This window comes from Heyndrickxia camelliae (assembly GCF_002844575.1).
Lineage (GTDB): Bacteria > Bacillota > Bacilli > Bacillales > Bacillaceae_C > Margalitia > Margalitia camelliae.
Window position 1 is genome coordinate 17,401 of sequence record NZ_PIQO01000013.1, and the last position, 13,177, is coordinate 30,577.

The 13,177-nt window shown below is 34.7% G+C and carries 14 protein-coding genes; 10 read left to right on the forward strand and 4 right to left on the reverse strand.

What is annotated here, in order from left to right; genetic code table 11:
• Window positions 1–23 precede the first annotated feature (23 nt).
• From CWO92_RS15800 to CWO92_RS15830, 6 genes are all read left to right on the forward strand, one after another.
• Entirely contained in the window at window positions 24–1,052 is a 1,029-nt protein-coding gene (locus tag CWO92_RS15800) for a DUF3048 domain-containing protein (protein WP_101355185.1), read from the forward strand.
• A 21-nt stretch (window positions 1,053–1,073) separates the two neighbouring features.
• The gene (locus CWO92_RS15805; protein ID WP_101355186.1) at window positions 1,074–1,385 is read left to right on the forward strand and encodes a YerC/YecD family TrpR-related protein; all 312 of its coding nucleotides are present in this window, start codon (window positions 1,074–1,076) and stop codon (window positions 1,383–1,385) included.
• Between the two features lie 388 nt (window positions 1,386–1,773).
• A complete protein-coding gene (locus tag CWO92_RS15815) occupies window positions 1,774–2,724 on the forward strand; it encodes an ABC transporter permease (RefSeq protein WP_101355188.1) in 951 nt (316 codons plus the stop codon).
• Window positions 2,717–3,664, forward strand: a complete 948-nt coding sequence (locus CWO92_RS15820) for an iron chelate uptake ABC transporter family permease subunit (protein ID WP_101355189.1) — start codon at window positions 2,717–2,719, stop codon at window positions 3,662–3,664. Before CWO92_RS15815 ends, CWO92_RS15820 begins: the two co-directional genes overlap by 8 nt.
• On the forward strand, window positions 3,661–4,419 hold the full coding sequence (locus CWO92_RS15825) for an iron ABC transporter ATP-binding protein (protein ID WP_101355190.1): 759 nt from the start codon (window positions 3,661–3,663) through the stop codon (window positions 4,417–4,419). Before CWO92_RS15820 ends, CWO92_RS15825 begins: the two co-directional genes overlap by 4 nt.
• A gap of 178 nt (window positions 4,420–4,597) precedes the next feature.
• Window positions 4,598–5,548 (forward strand): siderophore ABC transporter substrate-binding protein, encoded by a 951-nt coding sequence (locus CWO92_RS15830; RefSeq protein ID WP_101355191.1) that lies wholly within the window; start codon window positions 4,598–4,600, stop codon window positions 5,546–5,548.
• A gap of 1,046 nt (window positions 5,549–6,594) precedes the next feature.
• Here CWO92_RS15830 and katA read toward each other — a convergent pair.
• Window positions 6,595–8,052 (reverse strand): catalase KatA, encoded by a 1,458-nt coding sequence (gene katA / locus CWO92_RS15835; protein ID WP_101355192.1) that lies wholly within the window; start codon window positions 8,050–8,052, stop codon window positions 6,595–6,597.
• A 371-nt stretch (window positions 8,053–8,423) separates the two neighbouring features.
• Between katA and CWO92_RS15840 the strand changes: the two genes are divergently transcribed.
• Genes CWO92_RS15840 through CWO92_RS15850 form a run of 3 tightly spaced genes read left to right on the forward strand, consistent with a single transcriptional unit; the run spans window position 8,424 to window position 10,278 of the window.
• Window positions 8,424–9,281, forward strand: coding sequence for a phosphotransferase (locus CWO92_RS15840; RefSeq protein ID WP_101355193.1), 858 nt, complete (start codon window positions 8,424–8,426; stop codon window positions 9,279–9,281).
• Complete coding sequence (locus CWO92_RS15845) at window positions 9,281–9,886, forward strand: GNAT family N-acetyltransferase (protein ID WP_101355285.1); 606 nt, start codon at window positions 9,281–9,283, stop codon at window positions 9,884–9,886. The genes CWO92_RS15840 and CWO92_RS15845 overlap by 1 nt, the downstream gene beginning before the upstream one ends.
• 11 nt (window positions 9,887–9,897) lie before the next feature.
• Complete coding sequence (locus CWO92_RS15850) at window positions 9,898–10,278, forward strand: group-specific protein (RefSeq protein ID WP_101355194.1); 381 nt, start codon at window positions 9,898–9,900, stop codon at window positions 10,276–10,278.
• A 42-nt stretch (window positions 10,279–10,320) separates the two neighbouring features.
• Here the strand turns inward: CWO92_RS15850 and CWO92_RS15855 are convergent, their stop codons facing one another.
• The 3 genes from CWO92_RS15855 to CWO92_RS26340 form a co-directional block, all read right to left on the reverse strand.
• Window positions 10,321–10,524: a hypothetical protein gene (locus CWO92_RS15855; protein WP_101355195.1), complete on the reverse strand. Its 204-nt coding sequence runs from the start codon at window positions 10,522–10,524 to the stop codon at window positions 10,321–10,323.
• 12 nt (window positions 10,525–10,536) lie between these two features.
• On the reverse strand, window positions 10,537–11,802 hold the full coding sequence (locus CWO92_RS15860) for a helix-turn-helix domain-containing protein (RefSeq protein ID WP_101355196.1): 1,266 nt from the start codon (window positions 11,800–11,802) through the stop codon (window positions 10,537–10,539).
• A 169-nt stretch (window positions 11,803–11,971) separates the two neighbouring features.
• A complete protein-coding gene (locus CWO92_RS26340) occupies window positions 11,972–12,097 on the reverse strand; it encodes a hypothetical protein (RefSeq protein ID WP_268877598.1) in 126 nt (41 codons plus the stop codon).
• Between the two features lie 348 nt (window positions 12,098–12,445).
• On the opposite strand from CWO92_RS26340, the gene pcrB reads away from it, so the two are divergent.
• Entirely contained in the window at window positions 12,446–13,135 is a 690-nt protein-coding gene (pcrB, locus tag CWO92_RS15865) for a heptaprenylglyceryl phosphate synthase (protein ID WP_101355197.1), read from the forward strand.
• Window positions 13,136–13,177: the final 42 nt, after the last annotated feature.

Below are 13,177 nucleotides of genomic sequence, written 5' to 3' on the forward strand. Positions count from 1 at the left end.
CCAAAGGGGTTGGGCACAAAATAATGTTTAAAAAGTTTTACATGCTTTTTCTTGTATTATTACTCGCTTTATCGGGATGCGGTCATAAGGAAAAAACGGTTCAAAAGGAAAACAATAAACCATCTGAGAGTGGGAAAGTTCCAGATACAATCAAGGAATCAACACCAAAGTATATCTTCCCTTTGACTGGAATTAAAACGAAAGCTATACAAGAAAATCGTTCTGTTGCTGTCATGATTAATAACTATCCTGCAGCAAGACCACAATCTGGGCTGGCTGAGGCTGATATTGTATATGAAGTATTAGCAGAGGGAGATATCACAAGATTTTTGGCTATATATCAAAGCGAGCAGCCAAAGAGAATTGGACCGGTCCGTAGTGCAAGAGATTATTTTATCCATTTGGCTAAAGGCTATGGAAGTTTTTATGTCGCTCACGGATACAGTCCAGAGGCATACAAAATGCTCTCTTCCGGATATATAGATAATATTAACGGGATACAGTATGATGGAACCTTATTTAAGCGATCTAGTGACCGGAAGCCACCTCATAACTCGTATATTTCTTATGAGAATATTTTAAAAGGCGCGAAGTTAAAGCATTATGAAATGAATACTCCGCCGGACAGTTTGGATTTTATGCAAAAGGTTCAAGTATCTGGGCAGGATGCTAAAAGTATAATGATTCATTACTCTCAAAATTCATTATTTAATGTGGAATATGAATATGATGCAGAAACGGAAAAATTTAAACGATTTTCCGGGGGAGAGCAAACAGCTGACCTAGAATCGAAAAGACCTGTACTTATAGATAATTTGTTTATAGTAGAATCAGAACATAAGGTAATAGATAAAAAAGGACGCCGTGATATCAATCTTACATCAGGCGGAAAGGCGTATCTTTTTCAAAAAGGAAAATATCGTGAAGTAGAATGGCGAAATGTAGATGACCGTATTCTTCCGTTTATCAATGGTGAAAAAGTGAAATTTGTCCCAGGAAAAACATGGATTAATATTGTTCCGAATTTAAATATGGTCGGAATCGATAAGTAGTAGACAGAAGGAGATTACAATATGCAAATAGATAAATTAAGGGGAAAAGCATTAGATCAATTATTTCAATCTATATTATCATTAAAGGATATTGAGGAATGCTATCGATTTTTTGATGATCTTTGCACGATAAATGAAATACAAGCACTTGCACAGCGACTGGAAGTGGCAAGAATGCTTCAGGAAAAAAAGACATATCATGTGATTGAAAAAGAAACTGGTGCCAGCACCGCGACCATTTCACGTGTGAAGAGATGCTTAAATTATGGAAATGACTCTTATGAAATGGTGTTGGAGCGAATTAAAGAGAAGGAATCAGATGTTTCACAATAATGGATAATGGAGTTTAACATGAGAAGGAGTGGATGCGTATTCGTAGCCCTCCTTTTTTACGGAAACTAAAAGTTGTAATACAGGGATTGAGGAGAAAGCTGGAATCAAAGGTCAGGATAGGTGCGCGAAACAAGAGCAGAAGAATTTCCTATAAAAATGGAAAGGGATGTTCTATATTTATCCAAATTATTCTTTAGAAATTCCCGGAAAATAGTTGACATAAATTCTTCCTTCCTTAATAATATAATTGAAAATGAATCTCAATTTCATTCAATGATGAATGCAATATTGCAGAATTCATTTTTTTAATAAACGTAATTGATAATGAATCTCAATATCGTTGCTTGTCTACATAATACCTATGAAAACAGAAAAGCGGGTTATGGATATGAAAAAGCTTATCTTAGTAATCCTGTTTATTGTTCTATCTATCGTTTCATTATTTGTTGGTGTGAAGGGGATTACTCCCCTCGATCTTTTTCATTTAAGTGAGGAACAACAGGATATTTTATTTATTAGCAGGTTCCCTCGATTAATTAGTATTATTATCGCGGGTATAAGCATGAGTATTTGCGGGCTTATTATGCAGCAGCTTTCCCGTAATAAGTTTGTGTCTCCGACAACTGCAGGAACAATGGATTCAGCTCGACTAGGAATACTAGTTGCTCTAATTTTATTTTCCTCTGCAACCATGCTAACGAAAATTGTTATTGCATCCATATTTGCTTTAGCGGGCACATTTTTGTTTATGAAAATATTAGACAATATTAAATTCAAGGACGCCATTTTTATTCCTTTAGTAGGTTTAATGTTTGGAAATATCATTAGCTCCATCACCACTTTTTTTGCTTATAAGCATGATTTGATTCAAAGTATCTCAGCATGGCTTCAGGGAGACTTTTCCATGGTGATGTCAGGTCGATATGAAATGATTTATATCAGTGTACCGCTCGTTATCATCGCCTATCTCTTTGCAAATAAATTCACCCTTGCAGGAATGGGAGAAGATTTTTCTACTAATCTAGGTTTAAATTACCGGCTGGTTGTGAATATTGGATTAGTCATTGTTGCATTATCTACTGCAGCTGTTTTACTAACGGTAGGAACAATTCCTTTTCTAGGTTTAATCGTTCCTAATATTGTTTCTTTATATAATGGAGATAATCTGAAGAAAAACTTATTTCAAACTGCCTTACTCGGTGCAGACTTCCTGCTGTTTTGCGATATACTGGGCCGAATCATCATTTTTCCATATGAGATTCCAATTGGCTTAACCGTAGGAGTAATAGGAAGCGCTATTTTCCTTTACTTATTAATAAGGAGAAAGGCTTATGCGTAATAAAATTAAATTAACTTCACTAGCTGTAATTGCCATTGCATTAGTTATAATCTTTTTGTTTACAGATATCGGAAACTATTGGGAGTATGTAGTGCCTAAGCGGGCCATTAAAATATTAGCGATTATTTTAACCGGTGCCTCTATTGCGTTTTCAACGGTTGTTTTTCAAACCATCACGGGTAATAGGATTCTAACACCGAGTATTATTGGACTCGATTCTCTTTATATGTTAATCCAGACCTTTTTAATCTTTGTGTTTGGTGCAACAAGCGGAATCGTTATGAATAAAAATCTTAATTTCCTAATTTGTGTTATATTGATGGTCTTATTTGCAGGACTGTTATATAAGTTTCTTTTTAAGAAGGAAGGTAAGAATATTTACTTCCTCCTATTAGTTGGTTTGGTAATGGGAACTTTATTCCAAAGCTTCTCGTCCTTTATGCAGGTCATTATTGACCCCAATGATTTTATGGTGATTCAAGATCGTATGTTTGCAAGTTTTAACAATATTAATACAGATTTATTAACACTGTCTATTGTACTGCTTGTAATAGTTGCCTTATATTTTGCAAGATTTGTAAAATATCTCGATGTCCTCTCACTTGGAAGGGACGAAGCCATTAATCTGGGTGTGGACTATGATTATGTGGTAAAAAGACTATTAATTATTGTGGCAATTATGATATCAATATCCACCGCACTCGTCGGTCCGATTACCTTTTTAGGGCTGCTTGTTGCAAATGTATCTTACCAATTTTTAAATACATATCGGCATTCCTACTTAATAACCGGTGCCGTTTTTATCAGCATTATTGCATTGGTTGGCGGTTTACTGATTGTAGAAAGGGTTTTTACTTTTTCTACCACTTTAAGCGTCATTATTAATTTTATCGGTGGAGTTTACTTTATTTACTTACTGTTAAGGGGGAATAAGGCATGATTACCATTAAGAATGTTTCCAAGCAATACGGGCATAAAAAGGTGGTAAACGATATTAATATAAATATTGAAACAGGAAAAATAACATCCTTTATTGGGCCTAATGGAGCAGGAAAGAGTACTCTTTTATCCATGATGAGCCGTCTTATTCCAAAGGACTCCGGCGAAATTATAATCGATGGCAAAGAAATTAGTAGCTGGAAGCCTAATGAGCTTGCCAAAAAACTATCGATCCTAAAGCAATCCAATCATCTCAATATTCGTTTGACAGTAAGAGAACTAGTTTCCTTTGGACGATTCCCTTATTCAAAAGGAAAGTTAACAAAGGAAGACTGGAGATATGTAGATGAGGCAATCGCCTATATGGAGCTTGAAGATATTCAAGATAAGTTTTTGGATCAGCTAAGCGGAGGACAGCAGCAAAGGGCATATATCGCTATGGTCATTGCCCAGAACACTGAATATATTTTTCTTGATGAACCGTTAAACAACTTGGATATGAAGCACTCGGTGCAAATTATGAAGGTGTTAAGAAGATTAACAGATGAACTTGGAAAAACAGTTGTCATCGTTATTCATGATATTAATTTTGCCTCTTGCTATTCTGATAATGTAGTTGCTTTGAAAAATGGAACTGTAGTACAAGATGGAGCGACAGAAAATATTATTGATTCATCTGTATTAGGTGAGATTTATGAAATAGATATTGCGATCCAAGAAATTAATGAAAACAAAATTTGCGTGTACTACGCATAAAGAGAATTTATAAAATGATAGGTAATACTTTGTGATAATGCTAATTATAGATAACAGAACGTACGGAAGGCGCCCCGTGTTCTGTTGTTACATTCCTTATTGAGAATGAATTTCAATATCATATACATTAGCAATCACAATTTTTATAAAAGAAATTATTAAAAGAGGGGTAATGATAATGAAAAGAAAATCAATTTTACTTATTATAATCTCCATGTTTGCCATTTTTGCGGCAGCATGCGGTTCCAATAATGTAGAGAAGAAAACGGGTAGTAGTAAAGATGATGTGATAGTTATTAAGCATCAATTAGGGGAATCCAAAGTTTCTAAGAATCCGAAAAAAGTAGTTGTTTTTGATATGGGAACATTAGATACATTGGATAAATTAGGGCTAGGAGATAGAGTCGTAGGAGTACCGCAAGACAGCATTCCAACGTATCTAAAAAAATATAAAGGCTCTGAATATAAAAATGTGGGGACTTTGAAAGAACCAGATTTTGAAGCAGTCAATGCCATTCAACCTGATTTAATTATTATTTCTGGAAGACAACAAGATTCATATGATAAGTTCGAAGAAATCGCTCCTACTATTTTCTTGGGAGTGGATAGTAAAAAATACATGAAATCATTCAAAGAAAACGTAACGACCATTGGTAAAATATTTGGGAAAGAAGATCAAGTGAAACAAGAATTAACAAATATTGATAACGAAATTGCAGGCTTAAAGGAAAAAGCCAAGGCAAGTAATAAGAAAGCATTAATTACCTTAACAACTGGCGGAAAGGTTACAGCATATGGACCAGCATCCAGATTTGGACTTATTCATGATGTTTTTGGAGTTAAAGCGGTAACAGATGACCTTAAGGCGGATCCTGTACACGGTCAAAATATCTCGATGGAATTTATCTTGGAAAAGAACCCAGACATTCTTTATGTAATTGATCGTGATGCTGCTATTGGCGAAGGGAATAATGCAAAAGGAGTAATAGAAAATAGTTTGGTAAAGAAAACGAATGCCTATAAGAATGGTAAAATTGTTTATCTTGATCCAGGATACTGGTATTTATCAGGCGGAGGATTGGAATCAGTTTCTGAGATGGTGAAAGAAGCAGCAAAAGGAATAGAATAGGTGTTTAGTAAAGTGGCATCCTTTAAAGGGATGCTTTTTTGTTGGCGTTTTATTGTAAACATTGATGCAGTGGAGGAAAACGATAGGAATCATGATATGAATGTGCCCGAAAAAGAGAAAGAAGGGTGAGAAGGGGAACAATCAAGAGTTGAATGTGCTCGAAAAAGAGAAAGAAGGGTGAGAAGGGGAACAATCAGGAACTGAATGTGCCCGAAAAAGAGAAAGAAGAGCGAGAAGGGGAACAATCAAGAGCTGAATGTGCCCAAAAAAGAGAAAGAAGAGCGAGAAGGGGAACGATCAGGAACTGAATGTGCCCGAAAAAGAGAAAGAAGGGTGAGAAAGGTAACGATTAGGAGCTGAATGTGCCCGAAAAAGAGAAAGAAGAGCGAGAAGGGGAACAATCAGGAACTGAATGTGCCTTAAAAAGAGAAAGGGAAGCGAGAAGGGGAACAATCAGGAACTGAATGTGCCCGAAAAAGAGAAAGAAGGGTGAGAAAGGTAACGATCAGGAGCTGAATGTGCCCGAAAAAGAGAAAGAAGAGCGAGAAGGGGAACGATCAGGAACTGAATGTGCCCGAAAAAGAGAAAGAGGAGCGAGAAGGGGAACAATCAGGAACTGAATGTGCCTTAAAAAGAGAAAGAAGAGCGAGAAGGGGAACAATCAGGAGCTGAATAAATCCAAATCTCTTGAATTTCGATAATATTTTACAATTAAATAGATTAATCAAATGTTTGATTAATAATACAAAAACCATTGTATTTAAATCATTTCCCGAGCAATACTCATGTGAAAAAGAGAGTTTATTGGAGAACATTACTACCATTCTTCGACAAAATGAAAAGGTATCTGCATTTAAAACAGATACCTTTTAAGAAGGAAAACTATTATTAGGTATTAACTAAGTTTAGCTTCAGCACCTATCGGTTAAAAGCTTTTATCCTACGATAAGCCAACATTGCCTCATTCCAAGCCGTATTTTATTTTATCTCAATCGAGACTCCTAAAATTCGTACGAAGATAATAAATATACTTCTCTCCCATGATATTAAACTAGTTGTGGTACAGGCAATCCAAGACCTTCTGCGACACGAGTACCGTATTCTGGGTCTGCCTTATAGAAATGAGCTATTTGACGAAGTTTAATTTCATCCTTTGTAACAGGCTTCATTGCATCTACAATATTTTGAACGAGTCTTGTTTTCTCATCCTTATTTAATAAACGATACAGATCTCCAGCCTGTGTATAGTGATCATTATGGTCATATGCTACACTATCGGCAACACCAGATACAGCATATGCTGCTTGCTTATCTTCTGGGGATTCAGTTGGACCGCCATAACTATTTGGCTCATAATATACCGAACCGCCTCCGTTATTATCAAATCGCATTTGACCATCACGTTGGTAATTATTAACCTCATTTCGAGCACGGTTGATTGGCAGTAATTGATGATTTGCACCAACACGATATCTGTGAGCATCATGATATGCAAATAATCGTCCTTGTAACATTTTATCAGGGGAAACATCTATCCCTGGCACCAATGTTCCTGGGGAAAATGTTGCTTGCTCTACCTCAGCAAAGTAGTTTTCAGGATTTTTATTTAATACCATCCGCCCTACTTCAATTAATGGGTAATCCTTTTGAGACCATACCTTTGTTACATCGAATGGATCAAAACGATACGTATTTGCATCCTCTAAAGGCATAATTTGAACGTAGAGTTTCCATGCTGGAAAGTCACCTTTTTCAATTGCGTTGTATAGATCCTCTGTGTGATAATCAGGATTTTCTCCTGCAAGTTTTGAGGCAACATCAACTGCTAAGTTTTTAACTCCTTGTTCTGTTTTGAAATGGTACTTAATCCAAACGCCTTCGCCATCTGCATTTACCCATTTGAATGTATGGCTTCCATATCCATGCATATGACGGAAGGTTGCTGGAATTCCACGGTCACTCATTAAGATTGTAACTTGGTGCAAGGACTCAGGAGATAATGACCAGAAGTCCCAAACCGCATCAGGATTTTTTAAGTGTGTAGCAGGATGTCTTTTTTGTGTATGAATAAAATCAGGAAATTTAATAGCATCACGAATAAAGAATACAGGTGTATTATTACCGACAATGTCATAGTTTCCGTCTTCTGTATAGAACTTCACCGCAAAACCGCGAGGGTCACGAACAGTATCTGCGGAACCATTTTCACCTGCTACTGTAGAAAAACGAACGAATAATGGAGTCTTTTTCCCAACCTTTGATAAAAATTTAGCTTTTGTATACTTCGTTACATCATTGGTTACTTCAAAATAACCATGCGCTCCTGCACCTTTCGCATGTACTACTCGTTCTGGTACTCTTTCTCTGTTAAAATGTGCAAGTTTCTCTAATAGATGAACATCTTGAATCAATGTTGGTCCACGTGATCCTGCGGTCATCGAGTTCTGATTATCACCAACCGGTGCTCCCCAACTAGTCGTAAGTTTTTTATTGTTTGTACTCATTTAAAATCACCTCTTCAGATTTTTATAGCTTACTATCATTATAACTATAATAAAATTAAAATCAATATTTATTTATAATAATTATAAATAAAATATTAAATATAAGTATATAGAATCTGTAATAAGGGTTGGCCTCCTATATATTTATTTATCTTGTAATCAGAATATGATTTAAAAATATATATGTAGTTGAAAACAATAACTATTTTATTGATAATTCCCTGGTTTCTAGCTCAGTGTAAACTTTTTAAATGATTTCGATTTTTACGTAACAGAAATGGTATAATCTTTAAAACAGTCTGATAGTATGGGCGCGTAGATGTTTTTATTCTTTCTAACAGATTTATATTTTTACGACCTAGAGGTATAAGATGGAATCTATAGTAAATGAGTTGATACGAGAAGGTATTATTGAAAATGATGTGGAGGAGTTCGAATCTCTGAAAGGAGGAACTTCTAGTAAAATAGGTTATCTTAAGTTGAGGAACGGTCAAAAATTTATCATAAAGTCTAATGCACCGAAAGTGATAGAAGCGGAAAGTTATTTTTTGAATGTTTATCAAGATGTTTCTCTTTTTCCGAGTCTTATTTTTGTCGACCCTGCATTTAGATATATTGTTTATACATATATCGAGGGGGAATCTGATGGACATTTTGATAAAAAATATGCTTTAAAGGTTTTGGTTAAGAAGGTGATAAATTGTTATAATCCTGCAGAAATACAAGGCATGTGGGGCTTAATGGAAGAGCCGGTTACTTCATGGGGGAACTATCTTTTAGGAGAAATAGAGGTAGCGAGTGAAAGACTTAATTCCGTTTTAGGAAAAGAGGATTGTCAATTTATAAGGTCTTTAGTAGTGAAATCCAATCGTAATGTAATAGATTATCCTTTTTTGCTCCATGGTGATTGTGGTGTTCATAATTTTATATGGAAGAACGAACAGTTATGTGGAGTAATTGATCCAACACCCATTGTAGGTACACCTATATACGATTTAGTATTTGCCTTTTGTTCCTCACCAATGGATTTATCAAAGGAAACAATAATAGAGGCTGCAAAAGTAATGAAATTTCCGATTGCAGAGGAAAAGTTAGTGGAAGAGGTGATGATAGGGTTATATATTCGTATTTCCAGATGCGTTATCTATCATCCTAAGGATTTACCAAAGTATTTAAAAGCATGGTATGAATGGAAAGAAATATTTAAGGAAAATGGAGGTACTGTATGATGAATAATCTATTTGAGAGACAACCAGTATTAGAGCATAAACAATTAAGATTAATCCCAATGGAAGAGGAACATATAAAGGATCTATTTGCGATAAATCACCCAAGTGTATGGGATTTTATGCTGCTGCGTATAGATACACTTGAAAAAATGGAAAATTGGGTTCAAACTGCTTTAAAGGGAAGGGAGAATAAGCAGATTTTACCCTTTGTTGTTCAGCTGAAGGAAACGGGAAAAATTGTAGGAACAACCCGCATCTATGGATTTGACTTCCATAACCGTGCCTGTGAAATAGGATCAACATGGTATGCACCAGATTATCAACGAAGTTTTGTCAACTCAGCTTGCAAGTTGACTTTACTACGGTTTTGTTTTGAAGAACTGAACATGGTCCGCGTTCAGCTAAAAACCGATGAACGAAATATTAGATCTCAGAGAGCAATGGAAAGAATAGGGGCAAAAAGGGAAGGGATTCTCCGCAAAGAGAGAATACTAGAAAACGGGTATATTAGAAACGCTTGCGTATATTCCATTATCTCGGAAGAATGGCCAGAGGTGAAACAGAAGTTGTTGCAGAAAGAGGAATATTACAAAACACAATTATAGGGAGTAGTTAAATGAGGTTTTATATAGCATCGAGCTTTCAAAATATAGAAATGGTAAGAGAGCTTTCAAGTAAACTATTAGAAAACGGTTTCCAGCAGACTTATGACTGGACCCAAAATGATAAAACCGTAGGAAAAGAGGAATTAATGAGAATTGGAACAAAGGAAAAAGAAGCAGTAACGAACTGCGACCTTTTTATTCTCCTCCTGCCAGGCGGAAAAGGAAGTCATACAGAATTAGGAATAGCATTAGGTACGGGTGTTCCCAAAATCTATATACTGAATCCGGATATAGAAAACCAAGAGAACAGTTTAGATACGACGTTTTACCACCTGCCAGAAGTGGAAATCCATTGTGGAGAGGTAAGGGAGTTTATAAATATAGTTCTTTGAATTATAAAGTTATAAAAAGGCTAACCAAAAGATTAGCCTTTTTTATGATTCAAATGAGAAAAAACTTACGCTATAAGTAGAGAAAAGTCTAGGTTCTTTTTCGGCAGCTGCAACTTTTACACTAGTTGTATTAAATAATCTTGGTTCTTTTTCAGCAGCAGCGGTATCAACTGATTTTGTGGAACTTAATACAATTGCTCCCAAGAGTAATAGAGTTGAAGCTATAGAAAAAATAATCTTTTTCATGTTTTTGCCTCCCTAAATTTGCATGAGTTTTTTATATGAAAAATTGACCAGCTTAAAGTATTTAGTTGCATTTTTATATTTATGAACATTTTCAAAATGATTTCCTAATAGCTCCGCGTAATTTGTGAGCCTAGCGTAATCCTTTTGTTCCTCTAAAAATGGAATAAACTCATCAACCAACATATTCTCAAATTTTTCATGTTCTTTATTAATTAAATAAAAGTAAGTATTAATTTCGTAATAAAAGATAATATATTGGCTTTTATTTGTTTCATTGATCCATTCTAGGCCTTCTTTAATTCTCTCTAATGCTTCCTTATAATTTTCTGTGTGAAAGTATTCCTCTATTATCGCTGTTAAAGCTAAAAGGCGGTCTTCCAGTGAAGAGTCTTCCTCATTTATTATCATATCAAAATGATTAATAGATTGGTCAGTATCACCTTGAGCATAGTATAAATAACCCAAATTAATGTGGGTAAGCTGAATTATTTCTTTATTCTTTGTCTGCTCTGCTAATTTTTTTGCTAAGTGGTAATTCTTTATAGCATTCTCGTGATTACCGATTCTTCTGTACGATATACCAAGAATTAAATGGCATTCAGCACATCTTGAAAAATGGTAAAATTGTCTATATAGATCCAATGCTTTGTAAGCACATCTTAAAGCTAAAGATGTTATACGTAATTTGCTATATGTTAAAGCTAGAGCATATTCTAAATCTGCTATTTCTTCATCACTTAATTCAAGATTTGAAATAAAATCCTCAGATAAGGTATAAAACTTAAGGGCTTCATTATATTCTTCTTTAATATAATAATAGTTTCCATTAAATTTATTCCAAAAATATTTTTGCTCAGAAGTAAATGTGTTGCTAAAATCCTTTAAATGATTTACCTGTTCATGAGCAAGGTCAAGGTCACCAATCTTCAAATAATATCTTATCAAATGTATTTTTAATAAAATCTGAAGCTCCAAATCTTGAATAGTATTAACCAATTCATTTACTTCTTTATATTTCTCTTTTAACCTCTCAACATCAGTACATGACAATAACAACCGAAACCATTCATGACATAGTGCTTTTGTTTCATCATCAATCTGTCTATTGATTTCTATCCCTAACCTTAGGCAGAGGAGTTTAATGACTTCGTCGTTTGGTTCGATTTTACCGTTTTCAATTTTGGATAGATAGGAGATGGAAATAATTCCCTCGGCTAACTCTTCTTGGGTCAAATTTTGTTTGATACGATTTAATTTAATAATTGCACCAATGTTCATATATTAACCACCCAGAATATATTATAGCTTAAATATTACTTAAAGTGGTAATAATAAGAAAATTTTTAAGGGAATTTATTCTCTTCTCATTTTAATTCTATGCAGAGAATTTTGATTCCCTGCATAGGATTTTTGGTTTCTATTTAAGTATAAAGTTCTGTGTCAAAGGTCATACGGATACTTTTACTTTTTGAAGATTTGAATCTTTTTTATCGTTCAGCAGAATATCAATTTTGTAAATTAAGGAATCAATGTCTCTTTTTGTAATCTTCGATGGGGTGTTTTTTTTACGCATTTTAACTCCTCCTTACAAATTTTTTTTCTGAGTTGAATTTCTTATTGTTATCATATCACACTTTATAGGACAATTAACTTGGGAAAATAACATGAATTATAGACTAAAAAGTCCTCATTTTCTTTCGAGTTTTCCTGAATGAAAAATAACGGTCGGGAAAATTTGGGACATTTTCCCTATTTGGTAATCAAAATGTAAAATAACTGATAATACTGTAACTTACGTAGTATATATTTTCAAACAATTCAATATAAGGTGTTTCCTTAAGTTACATATGGAAAACCTTTTTTGATGCTTATAACAAATGCTATAATGTTGTATGGAATATAGGAATGGAGGATACGCTCGATGTACGACGTTCGCGAATGGCGACACGCCTTTAAGTTGGATCCGAATAAGGAAATTTCTGATAAAAACTTAGAAAAATTATGTGAGTCTGGTACAGATGCTATTATTATTGGGGGAACAGATGGGGTAACGTTGGAAAATGTTCTAAATTTAATGGCACGTGTCCGGAGATTCACAGTTCCATGTGTGTTGGAAATTTCTAATTTTGAATCCATTACACCTGGTTTTGACCTCTATTTTATCCCATCCGTTCTCAACAGTGAAAACGTAGAATGGATAACTGGCTTGCACCATGAAGCGGTAAAGGAATATGGTATCCTAATGAACTGGGATGAGATATTGGTGGAAGGCTATTGCATATTAAACAATGATTGCAAGGCTGCTAAGCTAACGCAATCGAGAACAGATTTAAGTGTAGAAGATGTAGAGGCTTATGCCATGATGGCGGAAAATTTATTTAAGATGCCTATCTTCTATTTAGAATACAGTGGTACTTACGGTAATGTGGATGTGGTGAAAGCGGCGAAAAGTCATTTGACGAATACGAAATTGTTTTATGGTGGGGGTATTGTATCCGTAGAACAAGCCGAAGAGATGAGTCAGTATGCAGATGTCATTGTCGTTGGCAACATTATTTATGAAGATATAAATCAGGCTTTAAAAACAGTACAAGTAACGAATAGCAGGTAGACTTTATTTAGTTGAAAATATATAATAAGAACAAATGTTCTG

Excerpts from the sequence above, each read along its gene's own strand:
- CWO92_RS15850 (WP_101355194.1), top strand. The coding sequence starts at position 9,898 with ATGAGGTTTTATATAGCATCGAGCTTTCAAAATATAGAAATGGTAAGA.
- CWO92_RS15845 (WP_101355285.1), top strand. The coding sequence starts at position 9,281 with ATGAATAATCTATTTGAGAGACAACCAGTATTAGAGCATAAACAATTA.
- CWO92_RS15825 (WP_101355190.1), top strand. The coding sequence starts at position 3,661 with ATGATTACCATTAAGAATGTTTCCAAGCAATACGGGCATAAAAAGGTG.
- CWO92_RS15840 (WP_101355193.1), top strand. The coding sequence starts at position 8,424 with ATGGAATCTATAGTAAATGAGTTGATACGAGAAGGTATTATTGAAAAT.
- CWO92_RS15860 (WP_101355196.1), bottom strand. The coding sequence starts at position 11,802 with ATGAACATTGGTGCAATTATTAAATTAAATCGTATCAAACAAAATTTG.
- pcrB (WP_101355197.1), top strand. The coding sequence starts at position 12,446 with ATGTACGACGTTCGCGAATGGCGACACGCCTTTAAGTTGGATCCGAAT.
- CWO92_RS15800 (WP_101355185.1), top strand. The coding sequence starts at position 24 with ATGTTTAAAAAGTTTTACATGCTTTTTCTTGTATTATTACTCGCTTTA.
- CWO92_RS15830 (WP_101355191.1), top strand. The coding sequence starts at position 4,598 with ATGAAAAGAAAATCAATTTTACTTATTATAATCTCCATGTTTGCCATT.
- CWO92_RS26340 (WP_268877598.1), bottom strand. The coding sequence starts at position 12,097 with ATGCGTAAAAAAAACACCCCATCGAAGATTACAAAAAGAGACATTGAT.
- CWO92_RS15855 (WP_101355195.1), bottom strand. The coding sequence starts at position 10,524 with ATGAAAAAGATTATTTTTTCTATAGCTTCAACTCTATTACTCTTGGGA.
- CWO92_RS15815 (WP_101355188.1), top strand. The coding sequence starts at position 1,774 with ATGAAAAAGCTTATCTTAGTAATCCTGTTTATTGTTCTATCTATCGTT.
- CWO92_RS15805 (WP_101355186.1), top strand. The coding sequence starts at position 1,074 with ATGCAAATAGATAAATTAAGGGGAAAAGCATTAGATCAATTATTTCAA.
- CWO92_RS15820 (WP_101355189.1), top strand. The coding sequence starts at position 2,717 with ATGCGTAATAAAATTAAATTAACTTCACTAGCTGTAATTGCCATTGCA.
- katA (WP_101355192.1), bottom strand. The coding sequence starts at position 8,052 with ATGAGTACAAACAATAAAAAACTTACGACTAGTTGGGGAGCACCGGTT.